8 protein-coding genes are annotated in these 20764 nt (G+C 61.0%); all 8 read left to right on the top strand.

What is annotated here, in order from left to right; translation table 11 throughout:
• Nucleotides 1-14 precede the first annotated feature (14 nt).
• The 8 genes from H6973_17635 to H6973_17600 all read left to right on the top strand — a co-directional run bounded on the left by H6973_17635 (nucleotide 15) and on the right by H6973_17600 (nucleotide 20718).
• Complete coding sequence (locus tag H6973_17635; GenBank protein MCP5127395.1) at nucleotides 15-524, top strand: hypothetical protein; 510 nt, start codon at nucleotides 15-17, stop codon at nucleotides 522-524.
• Entirely contained in the window at nucleotides 502-717 is a 216-nt protein-coding gene (locus tag H6973_17630) for a hypothetical protein (protein ID MCP5127394.1), read from the top strand. The genes H6973_17635 and H6973_17630 overlap by 23 nt, the downstream gene beginning before the upstream one ends.
• Before the next feature lie 83 nt (nucleotides 718-800).
• Entirely contained in the window at nucleotides 801-4964 is a 4164-nt protein-coding gene (locus tag H6973_17625; GenBank protein MCP5127393.1) for a DUF4214 domain-containing protein, read from the top strand.
• A 54-nt stretch (nucleotides 4965-5018) separates the two neighbouring features.
• Nucleotides 5019-5192: a DUF2887 domain-containing protein gene (locus H6973_17620; protein ID MCP5127392.1), complete on the top strand. Its 174-nt coding sequence runs from the start codon at nucleotides 5019-5021 to the stop codon at nucleotides 5190-5192.
• Nucleotides 5189-5740, top strand: coding sequence for a DUF2887 domain-containing protein (locus H6973_17615; GenBank protein ID MCP5127391.1), 552 nt, complete (start codon nucleotides 5189-5191; stop codon nucleotides 5738-5740). The genes H6973_17620 and H6973_17615 overlap by 4 nt, the downstream gene beginning before the upstream one ends.
• A gap of 69 nt (nucleotides 5741-5809) precedes the next feature.
• A complete protein-coding gene (locus tag H6973_17610; protein MCP5127390.1) occupies nucleotides 5810-6976 on the top strand; it encodes an Rpn family recombination-promoting nuclease/putative transposase in 1167 nt (388 codons plus the stop codon).
• Nucleotides 6977-7082: 106 nt separating this feature from the next.
• On the top strand, nucleotides 7083-18950 hold the full coding sequence (locus H6973_17605; protein MCP5127389.1) for an amino acid adenylation domain-containing protein: 11868 nt from the start codon (nucleotides 7083-7085) through the stop codon (nucleotides 18948-18950).
• Nucleotides 18940-20718: an AarF/ABC1/UbiB kinase family protein gene (locus tag H6973_17600; protein ID MCP5127388.1), complete on the top strand. Its 1779-nt coding sequence runs from the start codon at nucleotides 18940-18942 to the stop codon at nucleotides 20716-20718. Before H6973_17605 ends, H6973_17600 begins: the two co-directional genes overlap by 11 nt.
• Nucleotides 20719-20764 lie beyond the last annotated feature (46 nt).

The following is a 20764-nucleotide window of genomic DNA, read 5'->3' as shown; positions in this document are numbered from 1 at the left end:
CCGAGTCAGCCATCATGAACCGATCTTCCCGCTTTAATCCACTGCATCTATTGTCCTTTCTGTTGATCAGCCTGGCGGTTTTGCTGTGGTCACCGGGCGTTTTCGCCGCCGGGCTGTTGGCGGGTAGGGGCACGCACTCGCTGGCGATCAGTCCCGGCAATGCCTTTGGTTATGCTTGGGGCGCAAACCGGGACGGGCAGATGGGCAACGAAGAGACCGGGCGCAATCAGCCGTACCCTTCCCGCTGGTCACCCTTTGCAGCGGCGGATTCCTCGGTCAGTGTGCTGGCAACAGATGACGCGCCGGTGCAAGTGGCCAGCGGCGACTGGCACAGCCTGGCCTTGCGCAGCGACGGTACGGTGTGGGCGTGGGGCAATAATTCCTACCGGCAGTTGGGCAATAACAGTGCCGACGAATCGCATGTCCCGACGCCGGTGGTGACGGTGGTCGAACGCAGCGATGGGGGCCTGGACTTTCCCGCCGCTGACGGACGTGGTGGCGGTGGCGACCAGCGAAGTGCATAGCGTGGCGCTGAAACGGGATGGCACGGTGTGGGCGTGGGGGGGTAACCAGTACGGTCAGCTCGGTAACGAACGGGCGTTCGGCGGGTCAGCGACGGCAAAACCGGTGGCAGGCTTGACCGGTGTGTGCGCTATTATCGCCGGCGGCTTTGCCAGCACCCATGTGGAATTGGGCACGGCCTACACTCTGGCGTAAACCGAAGACGGAACTTTCTATGGCTGGGCAACAACAGCCGCTGTCAGTTGGGCGGAACGACCTGGGAGAAGCAGACGACGCTGGTGACCTTGCCTCATTTGCATGGCTTGGGCAACGTAACCACCCTGGCCGGCGGTGGAGCGCATGGCGTGGCCCTGACCGCGGATGGACAGGTATGGACGTGGGGCGATAATGGGCATGGACAGTTGGGCGATGGCACGTCCACCGATCGGTGTGCGCCCCAGGCCGTCACCGGGGTCACGGGCGTCGAGACGATCAGCGCCGGGGTAGCGCACACGCTGGTGACGCAACGCGACGGGACGGTGTGGGCCTGGGGGCAAAACGACACCGGTCAATTGGGCGACGGGACGGCGGATGACAACGGTACGCCCAAGCCGGTCAAGGGCCTGTGTCGGGTCGGCGCGCTGAATGTCAAAACGCCCCCGCCTGCGGGCTGTCCGGTGACAGTCGAGATCGATTCGGCGGGCGATGGCGGCGGCACGGTGAGCGGCGGCGGGGAGTACGCAGCGGGCGCGACCGTGACGCTGACGGCGACGCCGGACGCCAACAGTCAGTTCACCGGCTGGAAACCGGAACCCTGCGCCGCGAGTTTCACCATGCCCGCGCAGGCGCTGACTTGTCGGGCGACCTTTACCCGACGGGAGACGGTGAGCTACCCGCTCACGGTCACGGTGAACCCGGCCAGCGCAGGTAGCGGGACGGTGAGCGGCGGTGGGACGTATCCGGCAGGAGCGACGGTCACACTGACGGCGACGCCCGACGGTTTCGACACCTTCACCGGCTGGACACCGACGCCTTGTGCCGCGAGTTTCACCCTGCCCGCGCAAGCGCTGACCTGCACCGCAACTTTCGGGCCGCCGGTGATCGGGCTGGTCACGCTGAGGACGGCCGGCGATGGCGCGGGTACGGTGAATGGCGGTGGCGAGTATTTCGTCGGGGAAACGGTCAGCCTCCGCGCCCAGCCGAACGTGACCAGTGATTTCGTGAACTGGAGTCCTGCGCCCTGTGCGACAGCGTTCACCCTGTCGTCTGGGGACGATTTGACGTGTATTGCGACCTTCGCCAGCCGTCTGCGCCGCCTGGAGATTCGCCTGGCCGGGGATGGGCGTGGTGCGGTGAGCAACAGCGCCGGGGATTATGAACCGGGAACCACCATTACCCTGACCGCGACCCCCGAAGCCGGCAGCCAGTTTGTTGGCTGGAGTCCCGCCCCCTGCGCGGCAGAATTCGCGATGCCGGAAGACGATCTCACCTGCACCGCCACCTTCACGGCAGGCGGCCCGGCGGCGGCGCTGGTTCAACACTACTACCAGGCGATTCTCGGGCGCGCGGCGGATGACGACGGCGCGGCCTACTGGCAAGGCGAAGTGGCGCGGGCCATTGAATTAGGCATTGATCCGCAGGAAGCCCTGCGCGTCATGGCCGGACAATTCTTCGCCAGCGCTGAATACCAAAACCGGCAACCCAATGATACCCAGTTTGTCACCGATCTCTACCGCACCTTCTTTAACCGGGAACCGGACGACGACGGCCTGAGCTACTGGCTCGGTCAGATCCGCGCCGGGTTACCGCGTAACATCGTCCTCTACCAGTTCCTGTTTTCGCCTGAATTCACCACGTACATGCAAGAACAGTTTGGCCCGGCGACCAGCCGCGCCGAAGTAGCGACCATCGTCGATTTCTACCGGGGCCTGCTCGGACGCTTGCCGGATAACGACGGCTTTGCCTATTGGCTGGCGCAATTTCGCACCGCCCAATGTCAGGGCGCAGCCGCGATCAATGCCACAGTCGAAGCCATCTCCCACCAGTTCATCAACCTTCCTGAATACCGAGATCGGCAACGCACCGACAGCGAATACCTGCAAGACCTGTATGGCGCTTTTCTGCGCCGGGGCGCGGATTGGGCTGGATTCGATTACTGGCAGGAGCAGCTGGCGCGCGGCGTGCAGACCCGTGAACAAATACGGCAAGCCTTTATTGTGACGCCTGAATTTCAGGGACGGGTGCAGCAGGTGATTGAGCAAGGCTGTTGGAATCCGAACGTCACGAAATTCATTCAGATCAGCGCGGGCAGTGCTCACACCTGCGGGGTGCGGACCGACGGCACCGTCGCCTGCTGGGGGTCTGACGGTTCCGGCCAAGCCACGCCGCCGGCTGGCATCTTTATCCAGGTCAGCGCGGGTGGGTCTCACACCTGCGGGGTCAAGACCAACGGCACGGTCACCTGCTGGGGTGATAACGAGCGCGGCCAAGCCGCACCGCCAGTCGGTACCTTCACCCAGGTCAGTGCCGGCTATGATCACACTTGCGGGGTAGAGATCGACGGTACCATCGTCTGCTGGGGAAGTGATGATGACGGCCAAGCCACGCCGCCAGCCGGTACCTTCACCCAAGTCAGTACCGGCTATGATCACACTTGTGGGGTAGAGATCGACGGTACCATCGTCTGCTGGGGAAGTGATGATAACGGCCAAGCCACACCGCCGGCCGGTACCTTTACCCAGGTCGGTGCGGGGTATGGCTATACCTGTGCAATAAAGACTGACAGTACCGTCACGTGTTGGGGGGATAATTTTTTCGGCCAAGCCACGCCGCTAGCCGGGACTTTTATCCAGATCAGCGCTGGCGTTTTCTATACTTGCGGGGTGCAGACCGATGGTACCACCGTCTGTTGGGGGGATGACTGGGCCGGCCAAGCCACGCCACCGGCTGGGACCTTCACTTGGGTTAGCGCCGGAGCGAGTCATACTTGCGGACTCCAGAGCAGCGGCGTGGTCGCTTGCTGGGGAGATAACCAATACGACAAAGCTACACCACCCGAGGGAGTCTCTTATTTACTCCTGGGTGTAGCGGTGACCGGACGGGGCGTGGTACAGAGTGATCCTAACGGTATCGCGTGTGGAACGGCTTGTCATGCAGGCTATGCCGCCTACATGGTCATCACGCTAACTGCGATCTCTACCGATGATACCCGCTTCGTGCGTTGGGAGGGTGGCTGTCAAGGTGTCTCGCCAACTTGCACGGTGACTATGAGCCAAACCCAAACAGTCACAGCGATTTTCACGAGCGCTTCCAATAGCCCCTACGCTCAGGTCAGTGCGGGCGGATCTTACGTTTGTGGAGTTAAGACTGACGGTGCAGTAGCCTGCTGGGGGGCTAATAGGGACGGTACAGCTACACCGCCGAATGGAACCTTCACCCAAGTCAGCGCAGGCGTGTCTCACACCTGCGGGATCAGAACTGACGGCACGGTTGCCTGCTGGGGGCGGAATAATGACGCCGAAGCCATGCCGCCAAGTGGAACCTTCGCCCAGGTCAGCGCAGGCTGGGCTTACACCTGCGGGGTGCAGACCGACGGTGCGGTCGCTTGCTGGGGAGCCAATGGGGACGGCGAAGCCACGCCGCCGAATGGAACCGGAACCTTCACCCAAGTCAGCGCGGGCGATTATCACACCTGTGGGGTGCAGACCGATGGCACGGTCGAATGCTGGGGAAATAACAGGTCTGGCCAAGCCACGCCGCCGGCCGGGACCTTCACCCAAGTCAGCACAGGCTGGGGGCACACCTGCGGCGTGAGTACTGACGGTGTAGTCGCCTGCTGGGGGGATAACGAGTATGGCCAAGCCACGCCGCCGGATGGAGTGAATTACCAGTTTCTACAGGTCGAGGTAACTGGACACGGGACAGTGCAGAGTCTCACAACGGGAATAGCATGTGGGACGGATTGTGGTGAGCAATACTTACCCGATACAGAAGTAATCCTGTCAGCGCTTCCGGCAAAGGGAGCGCGCTTCAGTCGTTGGGAGGGTGCCTGTTCGGAGAGTACCTCTACCTGTACAGTAACGATGAGCGACGCTCAAACGGTCTCTGCGGTCTTTGTCAATCCCTCTACAAGTACCTTCACCCAGGTCAGTGCGGGCGGCTCTCACACCTGCGGCGTGCGGACCAACGATACGGTCACCTGCTGGGGGGATAACGATTATGGCCAAGCCACGCCGCCGGATGGGACCTTCACTCAGGTCAGCGCAGGCAGTTTTCACACCTGCGGGGTGCAGACCGACGGCACCGTCGCCTGTTGGGGGGCTAATGGGGATGGCCAAGCCATGCGCCCCGCAGGGACTTTCACCCAGGTCAGCGCAGGTCAGAATCACACCTGCGGGGTGCAGAGCGATGGTTTTGTAGTGTGTTGGGGGAGTGATGAGGACGGGGAAAGCACGCCGCCGTGACCGGAATCCCCCCCGGCCCCCCTTTTTCAAAGGGGGGAGATAGGAAGGGAGATTTTGCAGGTGATCGTCGAGGTGCAATATCAGCCGGATGACGCGCTTTATGGACGCTTGTTTGCTGAACTGTTTCTCTACCTGTATCGCGCCACGCCGCCCCGAAACTGGCAAGTGATCGTCTCTACCCCGACCGGAGCGTCGAACAGCTCGACGAACGCTATGCCTCGTTATTGACGCTCCCGGAAGTGCATCGCATCTATCTCGAAGATTGGCGGGAGCGACCGGCGCACACCCTGGAACAGGCGCTCCTGCAATTGCTGGTGATCGAATCGGCGGCGCTGGAACCGGCAGCGACCCGATTGGCGCAGCAGTTGCGCGCACCCGGAGTGCCGAGCGCCTTGCCCGTTACGGGATGGCTGGATTTGATCGAAACGATCCTGGTCTACCGATTACCCCAACTGACTCGACAGGAGATTCAAACCATGCTGGGTTTAACGGAAATCAATCTCAAACAAAGCCGGTTTTACCAGGAAGTGTTCGCCGAGGGCGAAATTCAGGGGGAAGCCAAGGGGGAAGCCAAGGGCAAAACCGAGGGCAAAGCTGAATCTCTCAAGCGCCTGCTCACCCGCCGTTTTGGCCGATTACCCAAGTGGGCGATCACGCACATCGACGCGGCGGTGGAGACGCAACTGGATGGATGGCTGGATGCAATTCTTGACGCCGCCACACTGGAAGAAGTGATCGGACCGCGTCCGCCGCGCCGCCGGGCGAAATCTCCCTGAATGACCAAACGACCCCGACCCCAAAAAACCGGTCGCATCCGGCGTAAAACGGCGAAGGCGCGTCAACACCTGGCGCAGCCGCATGATTCCGGCTACAAGCTGCTGTTCTCGCATCCCGAGATGGTGGCTGATTTGCTCACCGGCTTCGTCAATGAAAACTGGGTTAAAGAGCTGGACTTCACCACCCTGGAGAAGCAATCAGGCAGCTACGTCAGCGACGATTTGCGCCCCAGAGCCGATGACGTGGTCTGGCGCGTGCGTTGGCGGGAGCGCTGGCTGTATGTCTATCTGCTGCTGGAATTCCAGTCCGACGTCGATCCGTTCATGGCGGTGCGGTTGCTAGTCTACGTTGGGATGCTCTACCAGGACTTGATCCGCACGAAGCAACTCACCGACGAGGGACAATTACCGCCGGTGCTGCCGTTGGTGTTGTATAACGGCCAACCGTGCTGGACCGCCAAGACGGAGGTCAATGATTTAATCGTCCCGCCGCCGGTCGGTCTGGAACGCTATCAACCCCGATTGCAATATCTGCTGCTGGAAGAGAACCGTTACCCGCCCGAGATCCTGGCCCCCTTGCACAATCTGGCGGCGGCGTTGTTCCAACTGGAAAACAGCCGGAGACCGGAAGATTTGCAAGCGGTCATTGAACGCCTGATCGACTGGTTACACGCCCCGGAACAGGTCAGTTTGCGCCGGGCGTTTGCCGTCTGGTTGCGGGATGTGTTACTGCCGGCGCGAGTGCCCGGAGTACGAATTGAAGCGATGTCGGAACTGAACGAGGTGCGAAATATGTTAGCGGAACGAGTCATCGAGTGGACCCGAGAATGGGAGCGGCAAGGCATGGAGAAAGGCATGGAGAAAGGCATGGAGAAAGGCATGGAGAAAGGCATGGAGAAAGGCATGGAGAAAGGCATGGAGAAAGGCATGGAGAAAGGCATGGAGAAAGGCATGGAGAAAGGCATGGAGAAAGGCATGGAGAAAGGCATGGAGAAAGGCATGGAGAAAGGCATGGAGAAAGGCATGGAGAAAGGCATGGAGAAAGGTCGTCAGGAGGGAGAATCATTGATTCTACAGCGCTTGTTGACGTTGAAATTCGGACCGCTGGATGAAGCGACCCAAGCGCGTTTGGCGGCGGCGGACAGCACAACGTTGTTGACTTGGAGTGAGCGGGTGTTGACGGCGAGTCATTTGGCGGACGTTTTCGCCGAAACACCGGTGCAGCGAATAGGTTGAATTGGAGGCTGGCGGGTAGCGGCCAGCACTCCCCATCAGCCATATCGGTCAGCGTGAATTGATATAATCTTTATATCTTCACTCCCAGCCCGCAAGGATTCCAACCGTGACCGACTCGCTGACCCCATTGCAAAAGGCAACCCTGGCCATCAAGCGCCTGCGTCAGCGTGTGGATATGTTGGAATCCGCCGCCCGCCAACCCATCGCCGTGATCGGTCTGGCCTGCAAGCTGCCGGGTGGCGAGGACCCCGAGGCGTTCTGGCGGTTTCTGGAAGCCGGGAATGACGGGACCCGCGAGATTCCCGCTGATCGCTGGGATGTCGATCGCTTCTACGATCCTCAACCGGGTGTTCCCAGCAAGATGTACACCCGGCGTGGGGGATTCGTCAGCGAGGTGGATCAGTTCGATCCGCAGTTCTTTCGCATCGCACCGCGTGAAGCGGTCGGGATCGATCCGCAACAGCGCTTGTTGCTGGAAACCGTCTGGCAGGCGCTGGAGGACGCCGGGTTAATCCCCGAGCGATTGGTCGGCAGCGATACCGGCGTGTTCCTTGGGATCAGCACCAACGATTACGGTCAGATTCTCAGTCAATCAGCGCAATCGTCGTCAAACAACGCCCAGGCCGGAGCTGGCAACGCCGCCAGCGTCGCCTCTGGGCGCATTTCCTACACCTTCGGCTTCCAGGGACCGTGCATGGCGATTGACACCGCCTGCTCCTCGTCCATGGTCGCGGCTCACCTGGCGGTGCGCGCCCTGCGGCAGCGGGAATGCGCGATTGCTTTGGTCGCCGGCGTCAATTTGATGTTGTCGCCGGAAATTACGATTAACTTCTGTCAGGGCCGGATGTTGTCGCCCGATGGCCGTTGCAAAACTTTTGACGCTGCCGCCGATGGTTATGCGCGTGGCGAAGGTTGCGGGGTCTTGGTGTTGAAGCGGTTGTCCGACGCCCAGGCGGACGGCGACCGGGTGCTGGCGGTGATTCGCGGCAGCGCAGTGAATCAGGACGGTCGTTCTTCCGGCCTGACCGCGCCCAATGGCCGTGCGCAAGTCATGGTCATTCGCAAGGCGCTGGAAGACGCCAGGCTGGAGCCAGGCGTTGTGTCCTACGTCGAGGCGCATGGCACCGGCACCGCCCTGGGCGACCCCATCGAAATGCAGGCGCTGGCCGAGGTGTTCGCCGCCGGTCGCCCAACGCAGGAACCGCTGGTGGTGGGATCGGTGAAGACCAACATTGGCCATCTGGAAGCCGCTGCCGGCGTTTCTTCGCTGATCAAGGTGGTTCAGGCGTTGCGTCACCAGCGTATTCCGGCTCACCGCAATTTCACCACGCTGAACCCACATATCACGCTGGACGGCTTTCCGATAGAAATCCCGACCGTCACCCGCGACTGGACGCCCATTCATGACCGCCGCATCGCCGGGGTTAGCTCCTTCGGTTTCAGCGGCACGAATGTTCATATCGTGCTGGAGGAAGCGCCGCCGCCTTCCTCAACTCCAACCTCTCTCCCACGCAGGGACGAGAGAGGCACTCTGTTCTGTCTTTCGGCTCGGGAACCCGAGGCGTTGACCGAACTGGCGGGCCGCGCCGCAATTCATCTACAAAACAGCGCCGAACTCTGGTCAGATTTGTGCCATGCCTCACGCGTAGGCCGCACAGCCTTTACTCATCGCCTGGCGCTGGTTGCCGAGAGCGCCGCTGAGGCCAGCGCCTCGTTGACGGCGCTGGCTACTGGTGAAACGCCGTCAGACATCGCGCTGGGTCAGGCTAGTCATCAGCCGCCGGGCATTGCTTTCCTGTTTACCGGTCAAGGCGCGCGGGGCGGTCGTTCCTGTCGTCAGCTTTACGAGAGCGAGCCGCGTGTCCGGCACGTGCTGGATCGTTGCGCCGCCCTGCTTGGCGATCAGTTGGAATATCCCTTGCTGGGTGTGCTGTTCGACGAAGACCAGGGACTGCTGGCGCGCACTGATCTGGCGCAACCGGCGCTGTTTGCCCTGGAAATGGCGCTGGTGGCGTTGTGGCGCAGTTGGGGCGTGGAGCCTCGGGCGGTGCTGGGTCACAGCGTCGGCGAACTGGCGGCGGCTTGTACGGCAGGCGTTTTCGATCTGGAATCGGGCCTCCAATTCGCAACAGAACGCGGTCGATTGATGCAGGCTCTGCCGGAAGGCGGGGCCATGATAGCGATTCTGGCGGATGCGGATACCGTCTATCAGGCGGTCGATGAGCAAGGCGGAGGTCAGGTTTCAGTCGCCGCCGAAAATGGGCCGACAGCGACGGTGATTGCCGGGCAGCGCGCGGCGGTGGAACGGGTGGCGGCGGCGCTGGCGAAAGAGGGCATCGACAGCCGACCTCTGGCGGTTACCCGCGCTTTCCATTCGCCGTTGATCGAACCCTGCCTGGATGCGCTGGAGCGAGCGGCGGCGGCAACGCCTCATACCGAAGCGCGCATTGACATCATCGCCAATGTTACCGCTGAGCCAACCCGGCGGTTTGATGCGGCCTACTGGCGTCGGCAGGCCCGCTATCCGGTGCGCTTCGCCGATGGTCTGCGCACGCTGGCCGGATTGGGTTGCACGTTGTTCATCGAGATCGGCCCCGAACCGATGTTGAGCATTCTCGGCCAGCGTTCCGGCGCTTCGGGAGACTGGCTGCCCTCGCTGCGGCGCAATACAGCGAACGGGCGCGCCCTGTTAGACAGCCTGGGGCGACTGTGGGTCGCTGGCGCGCGGCTTGACTGGCGGGCGATGGAAGGCGATCAGCATTACGCCAAAGCCACTTTGCCGACTTACCCCTTTCAGCGTCAGCGCTATTGGCCGGATTTGGCGCCAGCGACAAAAGCGTCGACGAGGAGTTGGCATCGCAGTGATGAACTATCGCCGCCGATTCATCCCCTGCTGGCCCGTCGCCTGCGTCTGCCTCAGTCCGCCGAGTCTCGTTTCGAGACCTGGATGACCGTTGACCGCCTGCCGTTTTTGAGCGATCACCAGGTTTATGGAATGCCGGTGTTTCCAGCCGCTGGATTCCTGGAGATGGCCCTGGCCGCTGGCCATGAGTTGTTGCCTGGAACGGTCGAAATCCCCCCTCACCCCCCTTTGACAAAGGGGGGGATTGGGACTATTCAGGTCGAAGACCTGGATTTGCTGGCCCCGCTGCGTCTGGATGAAAACTCCGGGGCGTGGATACAACTGTTAGCTATTCCCAGTCCTGACGAGACGTTGGCGATTCACATCTTTCATTGTGCCGATGAAGCTGCGCCGGTGAAACTGGTTTCCGGGCGTTTGCGGCGAATGGGCGCTTTGCCGTCCGCTACGCCGGTTGATCTGGAGTCGCTGCGCCAGCAGTGGACGCAAGCGCCGGTTGCCGATTTCTACGCCGGATTCCAGCAGCGCAACCTGGACTACGGCCCAAGTTTCCGGGGTGTTCTCCGCCTGTGGCGCGGCGCTGGCGCGGCGCTGGCCGAAGTCGCGGCGCCTCCTGCGCTCCACACGGATTTGAGCGCCTATCAACTGCATCCGGCGTTGCTGGACGCCGCTTTGCAAGTGTTAGCGGCGGCGTTGCCGGTGACACCGGAGGGGACGGCTTGGTTACCGATGCGCATCGAACGCTATCGACTGAACCGGCCCGCCTTGGAGCGTTGCTGGTGCCTGGCCCAAGCCAAAGCCGATGGCGATACGGTGCAGGGCGGGGTCACCTTGCTGGACGAACAGGGTGAGGAATTGGCGCGGGTTGAGGGTTTGATCTTGGCGCGCGTGACCCAGGCAAAGTTGTTGAGCGCCGCCCGGCATTTGCCTCGGGACTGGCTTTATGAGATTCACTGGCCCACCGCGCCTTTGCTAGAAGGGTTGCCCGGCCCGGATTTTCTCCCGTCGATCAAAACCCAGATCGACCGGTTGACGCCGCTGGCGGAGACGTTAGCTCAAGAGCAGGGCTTGGCGGTTTACGCCGAACTCGAACCCGCGCTGGATCGGTTGAGCATCGCCTATATCCTGGCGGCGTTCGCTGAATTGGGGGCTGATTTCAGTCCGGGCCAGCGCTTCACCGTCAACGGTTTGGCTGAAGAACTTGAGATTGCCGATATTCACTGGCGGTTGTTTGAGCGCTTGCTGGATATGCTGGCCGAGGAGGGATTGTTGGAACGCGATCATGCCTTGTGGCGGGTCGTGCAAATGATGCAACCCGCTGATGCGAAATCCCCCCTCACCCCCCTTTGGAAAAGGGGGGATTTTGATGCCGAATGCGCGGCGTTGCTGGAGCGATTCCCGGCCTGCGCCGCTGAATTGGGATTATTGCGTCGATGCGGGGCGCAACTGGCGGCAGTGCTGCGCGGTGAGGTTGATGCCTTGTCGCTGCTGTTTGGGGAGCATTCAAGCGCCGGTGAACTCTATGGCGAATCGCCTTATGCGCGAGTGGTCAACCACCTGCTGGCGGATGCGGTAGCGGCAATGGCGGTGCAGCAACCTTCGGGGCGCTGTCTGCGCGTATTGGAGATCGGCGCGGGCACCGGCGGGACGACTCAGGCAGTATTGCCAAGTCTGCTCCCGAACGCTGCGGAGTATGTATTCACCGATGTCTCGTCCTGGTTCACAACCCAGGCTGCAACCGCCTTTGCAGCGTTCCCGTTCATGACCTTCCACACCCTGGATATCGAACAGGAACCCACCGCGCAAGGTTTCGCCAGCGCGCGTTACGACCTGATCCTGGCCGCGAATGTCCTGCACGCCACCCGCGATTTGCGGCAAAGTCTGAGTCACATTCTCAACCTGCTGGCGCCCGGCGGGCAATTGCTGTTGCTGGAAAGCACTGCCCGGCGGCGCTGGGTCGATCTGGTGTTCGGCTTGACCGAAGGCTGGTGGCGCTTTACCGACACGGATTTGCGGCCCGATCATCCGCTGCTGGATCGCCAGGGCTGGCTGGATTTGTTGCCCACCTGTGGTTTTGCCCAGGCTGCGGCATTACCCGGCGGTGAATTGATTCTGGCCGAAGCGCCAGCAGCGAAGGGTACTGACGCAGGCGATTGGCTTCTGCTCACTGATCGAAGCGGAGTGGGCGAGGCATTGGCCGACCGTCTGGAGACGCAGGGCGCGCATTGCCGACTGCTGGCGGAGGAAGAGGATGAAATTCTCGACGAAACGCTGGTTTCCCGGAACTGGCGCGGTGTGATTCATCTCCGCGCCCTGGATACTCCAGTTCCTGAGCCTGCCACCGGCTCTCGGCTGGATGAGCAGCGTCGGCTGTGCGCTTCCGCTCTGCGTCTGGCGCAAGGTTTGCTCGACCGATCGGAACCGGCCCGGTTATGGCTGGTGACTCCGGGGGTTGCGCAATTTGCAGAGGGATCGCCGATGACGGTTGCACCGGCTTCCCTGTGGGGACTGGGGCGCACGATTGCGTTGGAGCATCCCGAGCTGCGCTGCACCCGGATTGACCTGGACGCCGCCTCTCATCTCCCCCCTTTGGAAGACGCCACCTCTCATCTCCCCCCTTTGGAAGACGCCACCTCCCATCTCCCCCCTTTGGAAGACGCCACCTCCTATCTCCCCCCTTTGGAAAAGGGGGGTCGGGGGGGATTCCTCACGGACAGTGCGACGCAAATCCCCCCTAACCCCCCTTTATTAAAGGGGGAGACTGTTCTGGTCGACGCCTTGTTCGCCGAGATTTGGGCTGGCAGTGGTGAAGATCAGGTAGCGCTTTCGCCAACTGGTCGCCGCGTGGCTCGATTAGGTCGTCGGACAAACCGGGAGCAATCACTCACTACGCCGGAAATTCGCCCTGATGCGACTTATCTGATCACCGGCGGTTTGGGTGGTCTGGGTTTGGCGGTCGCGGACTGGCTGGTCGCGCAGGGCGCTCGCACACTGGCGCTGGTAGGACGCAGCGCCCCGGATGAAGCCGCCCGGCAAACGATCACTCGGCTGGAACAAGCGGGAGCACACGTGTGGACGCCCCAGGTCGATGTGGCTGATGGTTCGGCGATGGAAGCGCTGTTTGCCGAATTGCAACAGGACTGGCTGCCGTTGGCCGGAATCATTCACGCTGCGGGCGCTTTGGACGATGCGGCGTTGCGCGATCAGGACTGGGCGCATTTCGAGCGAGTTATGGCGGCCAAGATCGATGGCGCATGGCATTTGCATCGGTTGGCCTTGGATCATCCTGTGGATTTCTTCGTGCTGTTCGCTTCGATGGCTGGCGTACTCGGTTCAACGGGGCAGGCCAATCATGCCGCCGCCAGCGCTTGGCTGGACGCTTTCGCCCAGGCCCGCCAGGCGCAAGGGCAACCGGCGATCAGTCTGGACTGGGGTGCGTGGCGAGACATCGGCGCGGCGGCGCGGCGCGGGGTGGAAAGGCAGATGCAGCGCATCGGCATCGGCGCGATGATGCCGGAACAGGGATTAGCGATTTTCGAATGGGCGTTGACTGAACAACCGGCGCAAGCCGTCGTGTTGCCCGAAGTGAACTGGCCGCAATTGCTGGCGCAGTTCCCAGAATCGGCCCATCCACCCTTTTTCGCCGGCTTTGAAAAAACCGTGGCGATTCAGTCAACCGCCGTGGCGGAGCAAGCGCCCGTCGTTACCACCGACCTGCCAACCCGGTTGCGCCAGGCGGATGCGACAGAACGGCTGAGCCTGCTGCAAACCTTCCTGGCAACGCGGGTCGCGGAAGTGATTGGCTTGAGTCGTCCACCGAAATTGGAGACGCCGCTGCCGGAACTGGGCTTCGATTCGTTGATGGCGGTGGAGCTGAAAAACCGGGTCAAGACCGCGCTTGGCATCGAATTACCGGTGCGCGCCATTCTGGAAGGGGCCAGCGTCGGACAACTGGCCGATCTGCTGTTGGCCAACCTAGACCTAACCGCGCCGGTTGCCGCGCCCGCTGAATTGATTCAGCCGGACCCAGCGCATCGTTACGAACCCTTCCCGCTGACCGATATTCAGCAAGCCTACTGGGTAGGCCGGGGACCGGGGATGGAGTTGGGCGGCATCGGTTGCCACCTCTACACCGAGATGGATGGCTATGATCTACCGCTCGAACAGTTCCAGGATTCCTGGCGGCGGCTGGTGGCGCGGCACGATATGCTGCGGGCAGTAGTCGCCGGGGACGGGCAGCAACGCATTCTGACGCAGGTTCCGCTTTATGAAATTCCGGTGCTGGATTTACGTGACCTACCCGAGGCCGAACGGGAGACGCAGTTAACCCGCTTGCGTGGCGGGTTGTCGCATCGGGTTTTCGACGCTACCCAATGGCCGCTGTTCGACATCCGGGCGACCCATATCGATGAGCATCGCACCCGTCTGCATCTGGGCTTCGATCTGCTGGTGCTGGACGCCGCCAGCATTTTCCAGTTGCGCGAGGAATGGGTGCGGCTCGCCGCTGATCCAGCGCTGGAACTGCCGCCGTTGGAATTGTCCTTCCGCGATGTGGTGCTGGCAGAAGTGGCTCAACGCGAGAGTGAGAGTTACCACCGGGCCGAACATTACTGGCTGGAGCGACTACCCGATCTACCCGGCGGACCGGAATTGCCGTTGCTGCGCGATCCGGCCAGCCTGACGCACCCGCATTTTGTCCGCCGCTTACAGCGGCTGGATCAGGCCGAGTGGTCTGCTTTGCGCGCGCGCGCCCAGCAGTTGGGACTGACTCCGTCCGGTCTGCTGTGCGCCGCCTACGCCGATGTGCTGGCCGCCTGGAGTCGCCACCCTCGATTCTGCATTACCCTGACCCTGTTCAATCGCCCGGCGCTGCATCCTGAAATCATGCAGATTATCGGCGATTTCACCTCAACCATTCTCTTGGAGTTTGATGGGTCCGCGCCGAATTTCGCTGAGCGCGCGCGTACTTTGCAGAAACGCTTGGCTGCGGACCTGGATCACGGCGCGTTCAGCGGCGTCCAGGTGATGCGCGAACAGGCCCGGCGGCAGGGCGGGCAGGTTTCGGCGGTGCCAGTGGTTTTCACCAGCGCCCTGGGTTTGGACGCCGGTCAACCTGGCGATTCCGCCTGGGAAGGACTAGGCGAAATGGTGTACAGCGTCGCGCAAACCCCGCAAGTGTTGATCGATCATCAGGTTTCGGAACAGGACGTCGGTTTGCTGTTCACTTGGGACGTGGTGGAAGCGGTATTTGCGCCGGGCGTAGCCAGCCGGATGTTCGACGCCTATTGCGGACTGTTGCGGGAACTGGCCCGCGACGAAGCCGCCTGGAATGCGCCCATCGCCTATTGGTTGCCTGCCGTGGAATTCGCCGAGCGCCAACAGGCTAATCAAACCACTGTGCCTATCCCGGAAGGGTTGCTGCACAGTCCTTTTGTGGCCCAAGCGCTGGCTTACGGTGAACGGGAAGCGCTGGTCGACGGCGACCGCCGCCTGAACTATGCCGAGCTATTGGGTCGCGCTGGCGGCGTAGCCGTAGCCCTGCAAACTCGCGGAGTGCAGCCCGGTGAACTGGTGGCGGCGGTGATGCCCAAAGGCTGGCGGCAAGTGGCGGCGGTGCTGGGTATTCTGGCTTCGGGTGCGGCTTATCTGCCCATTGACGCCGCCCTGCCGGAGGAACGCCGCCGTTATCTGCTGGCCCACGGTGAAGTCCGCATCGCTCTAACCGACCCGGCGTTGCGTCTGGACTGGCCGGATGAAGTCGAGCCGCTGATCGTGGACGATCAGCCGCCCGCGCCATTGCCAATGTGCGACGCAACGCCCGACGATCTGGCTTATGTAATTTATACCTCCGGTTCCACTGGTCAGCCCAAGGGCGTGATGATGGAGCATCGCGCGGTCTTAAACACCGTGTTGGACATCAACCAGCGGTTCAAGGTGAGCGCCGAAGATCGGGTCTTGGCCCTGTCTTCGCTCAGCTTCGATCTGTCGGTGTACGACGTGTTCGGCGTACTGGGGGCGGGCGGCGCGTTGATCTTCCCTGGCGCAGACGCCGCCCGCGACCCGCAGCGCTGGCGACAACTGATCGTCGATGAAGGCGTCACCTTGTGGAACACGGTGCCGGCGCTGATGGCCATGCTTTGCGAGTACGGGCAACCGCTGGGCGAGCGCCTGCGCCTGGTGCTGTTGTCCGGCGACTGGATTCCCCTGGGTTTGCCCGCGCGAATTCAAGCCTTGGCGCCCCAAGCCCACACCATCAGCTTGGGCGGCGCGACCGAAGCGGCGATCTGGTCGATTCATCATCCCATCGAAACGGTAGACCCGCAGTGGCGCAGCATCCCCTATGGCCGACCGCTGGAGAATCAATCATTCCATGTGCTCAACGATCGGCTGGAACCCTGTCCGGTATGGGTCACCGGCGAACTTTATATCGGTGGCATCGGGTTAGCCCGAGGTTACTGGCGCGATCCCGAGCAAACCGCGCGGCGCTTTATCCAGCATCCGGAAACCGGCGAACGTTTTTACGCTACCGGCGATCTGGGGCGCTATCTCCCCGGCGGTGACATTGAGTTTCTCGGGCGCGAAGACTTTCAGGTCAAGGTTGGCGGTCACCGGATTGAACTGGGCGAAATCGAAGCTACGCTGGACCGTCATCCGGGGGTGCGGCAGGCGGCAGCCACGGTGCTGGGAGAAGCGCGCGGCGACCGGCGGTTAGCGGCTTTTGTCGTTCCCGAAGTCGCGGACGCCGCCTCAGTCGATCCGCCGCTCCCGTGGGCGGCGATGCGAGATGCCGGTCACGACCGCGCCCAAATGGTCGCTCAGGCGTTCGAGACCGCTGATTTCGCATTAGTACGCGACCGATTGGAGCAGTTCTATCGTGACGCCGTCAGTTCCGCTTTGCAACGCCTGGGCGCTTTCCGGGAAACAGGTCGAATCGCGCGTCCTGACGAAGTGTTGCAAGAGTGCGATATGGAGCCGCGCTATCAGCATTGGCTGCAACGGGCGTTGGAAGCGTTGACCGCCCACGGTCAACTGGAAGCAACCGGCGACGGCTTCCACCGCGTAGCCGCTTGGCCGGAATCCGCGCCGACGCTAGATGAGGTCCGCGCTATGGATCGCTTCGGCTTCGGTCAAGACGATTTTGCCCTGCTCGAACAAGTGGTCGCCGCGTTGCCGGATTTGCTGACCGGACGCCAGCACTCCGCCGCGATTTACACCGCCCGAGAAACGCCGGGCATCTACGACACGCTGTTCCAGTTCACTCTGCCGGTCGTAGGCGACATCGTCGCTGCGCTGGCCAATGAGCACCCCCGCTTGCGGATTCTTGAAGTGGGCGCGGGTCTAGGCGCGACGACTCGGGCCGTGCTGGATCGCCTGTCGCCGGAAACGGTTGAATACATCTTTACCGACATCAGCCGCTATTTCCTGGAAGCGGGCCGTCAGGCGTTCGCCGATTGCCGTTTTATGCGCTTTGCCCTGCTCGATTTGGAAAAGCCGCCGGAAGACCAGGGGATGACCCGGCATGGCTTCGATCTGGCCATTGCGGGCAGCGTGATCCACGCGACTCGCGATATCGCCGAAAGCCTGCGTCATCTTCGGCAACTACTGGCGCCCGGCGGCGCCTTGTTGCTGGTGGAAGAAACCCGCTTCCATCCCTGGTATGACCTGAGCATGGGTTTGCAACAGGGTTTTGACCGCTTTGAAGACCGCCAGCGGCGGCGGCGTCATCCGTTGCTCTCGCGTCAAGGCTGGCTGGACGCGCTGGCGGAAACCGGTTTTGAGCAGAGCGAAGCCTTCGCGGTTGAAGGCGGCATCGCCGATGCGCTGGGTTTGGAGGTCTTCCTAGCCCGCGCGCCGGAAGCCGCACCGCCGCTAACCGTGGAAGCATTGACCGCTTTCCTGCGCGAACAACTGCCAACCGCGCTCGTACCCACGGAAATGGTTTTGCTGTCGGCCTTGCCGCTGACCGCCAATGGCAAAGTGGATCGCAACGCCCTGGCGGAATACGCTGATCCGTCGGCCCGCCGCGCCGGGAATGCCCCGGAATCGGTCCTGGAGAAAAAAGTGGCGGCGATTTTCGCCGAATTGACCGGCGCGGAACAGGTCAACCGTGAAGACAGTTTCTTTGCCCTGGGCGGCAGTTCGCTGGCGATGGTGCAATTGCATAATCGACTGCGCCAGGGACTGGGTGCGGAACTGGAAGTCGCGCAACTGTTCCGTAATCCCACCGTCGCGGAAATCGCCGCCTTGGTGGAGCGCACTGCGCCAATCGTAGCCCCGGCTGCCGACGCCATGATCACGCTGCGGAGCGGACCGGAAACACCGCTGTTCATCGTGCCTGGGGTTCTGGCTGCGCCCTATTATCTGAACGCGCTGGCCGAGCGTCTTGGGCCTGCAAGAGGACTTTACACCTTCCAGGCGCCCGGTCTGGACGGCGGGTTGCCGCTGGAGCGCATCGAGGATCAGGCCGCTTACTATCTGCGTTCAGTGCGCCACACTCAACCACAGGGTCCCTACCAGATTGTGGGCCACTCCTACGGTGGTTATGTCGCTTACGAGATGGCCCGACAGTTAATGCAAGCGGGCGAGAGGGTGGGTTTGCTGGTTCTGCTCGACACCGTTGTGGTGCGCTCCCGTCTGGAAGCCTTCCAGATCGACGACATCGCCCTGGATTCCATCGTTCGCGCGCTTTACGCTTTGTATGAGCCGCATCTTGAATCCTATGCGGCATTGTGTGAGCGTCCGCTTCGAGAACGGTTGGAGCGGGTGATGGAACGACTCCGGGAGCGGCGACTGATCGCCGATGGCGTATCCATAGACGGGATATTGCGGGTGTTCAAGACCAATTTCAAGGCGATGGCCGACTATCAACCGCAACGCTATATGGGTGTTTTGACCCTGGTGCGGAGCGAGGGCGGATTTCCCGAGGAGTTCCTGGAGCATGAAAGCGGCGAATCGCTGGCCGATCCCGCCCTGGGCTGGACTACGCTCTGTGAGCATCCCATACAAGTGCTGGAGATTTCCGGCGATCACCTGCAGATGATGAACCCGCCCCATATTGATCATTTGGCGGAAACCTTGACAAGACTAATGATCAGAGACCTCGATGTTAGATGAAGAATGGATACCGACCCCGCTACTTTGGAAAGAAGAGCGCCCAACGGTTGAGATCGTCGAACTGCCGAAGGAACCGCGTTTTGCCTCGCTGCGGGTGCTGAGCCGCTTTGCGCATTTCCTCTTGATCAGATGGTGGCTGCGTCTGATTCGTCGTTATGATAAGGATGCGTCGGCGGTGCGTCTGCGCCGGGTGTTTGAAAGTCTGGGCGGTTTATGGATCAAGCTCGGACAGCTTTTATCGTTGCGCACCGATATTTTTTCCGAAGCGATCTGCCGTGAATTGTCAAAACTGCAATACCGGGCGCAGGGTTTTCCAACCCGGTGGGTTTACGAGACGCTTCATGCTGAACTGGGCGAGGATTTAGGGCTGATTTTTGAAAGCTTCGAGGAGTTGCCGCTGGCGGCTGCGTCGGTCAGCCAGGTGCATCTGGCCATGCTGCGCGACCCCCATATCCAGGTGGCGGTCAAGGTTTGCCGACCGAACGCCGACATTTCCTTTATGCGGGATTTGCGGAATATCGGACGGCTGATCCGCATGCTCGAATTCTTCAATGTCGCGCCGCATATCCGCTGGCGTGACGCCTACTGGGAACTGGAGCAGATGGTGCAGGAGGAGTTGGATCTCCGCTACGAAGCCTCCAATACCCAGCGGATGCGTAAGGTTTTGCGCGGGCATGATATTTATGCTCCCCGGGTTTTTCTTGATTATTCAACAAGCCGGGTATTGGTCACCGAGTATGTAGCGGGCGTACTAATGTCGGATTTTATCCACATCGGACAAATCAATCCGCAACGCTTGATCCGCTGGTGCCATGCAAACGAAGTGAATCCGCGCAAGGTCGGACGCCGGTTGTTTCTGACCGCCATGCGCCAATTGTTCGAAGATAATTTGTTCCATGCCGACATTCATCCGGGCAATATTTTATTGCTGCGCGACAGCCGATTTGCGCTGATTGATTTTGGCACGATTGGCCGATCTGAAAAAAGCTTTCTCAGCAATTATGTTTCCAGTCTCCGCGCACTGGCTGAAAATGATTATGTGAAGGCCGCGGATTACACCCTGCGCCTGGCTATCAATCCGCCCGCGGCGTCGCAATTAAACGCATTACGCGCTGAACTGGTGCGTTCCTACCGCTATTGGGAAGGGCGAACGCATCTGCATGGGCTGGATTATCATGAACGGTCTCTCGCGTCAGCGGGCAGCGACTCCGGACGCATCATGTTCAAATATCAGGTACAGCTCACCTGGGCTTTTATGCGCATCAGCCGAACGTGGTCAACGCTGGATGCTTCCTTAAGCTTTCTGATGCCCAAGGCGAATCACATGCGGCTGTTCCAGATTTATTTCCGCGAAGCTGCGGAACGACGCAGCAACATTCGCAAAATAATTCCAAATATGATGCGCGGCATTAAGAACTTATCGACCACCATTGAGGAATATGACAACGTCATTAGCCCAATGCTGCGCTGGCAGGCGATTAATATGACCGCATTGATCAATAAATCCGAACGATTGGCCCATTTCGGTACGGCAGTGTTTAGCATGGTGCGAATGGTGCTGGTTTTAGTAAGTTTGTTTGGCCTTTACACTTTTCTTTATCTTTACCATTCGGATAAGTTGATTACCACCTATCCGTTACTGAACAATTTCGCCGAAGGATTCCGCAATGTCTTTAACTATGATGATTGGATTATCATGCTGTTTTTTGCGGTGGTGATTATCGGCTATCTGCGCAAGATTATTAAGACATTAACTAAACCTTACTGAGCATCGGTAGTGGTTTTATTAAGATCGGGTGAATAAAGCCCTTCCC

The organism is Gammaproteobacteria bacterium, from assembly GCA_024235095.1.
In the GTDB taxonomy this organism is placed as follows: Bacteria; Pseudomonadota; Gammaproteobacteria; order Competibacterales; family Competibacteraceae; genus UBA2383.
This window is presented reverse-complemented; position numbering and strand designations above follow the sequence as displayed.

Bases quoted from the DNA above. Each gene is read 5' to 3' on its own strand.
- H6973_17635 (MCP5127395.1), top strand. From the start codon at position 15: ATGAACCGATCTTCCCGCTTTAATCCACTGCATCTATTGTCCTTTCTG.
- H6973_17600 (MCP5127388.1), top strand. From the start codon at position 18,940: ATGTTAGATGAAGAATGGATACCGACCCCGCTACTTTGGAAAGAAGAG.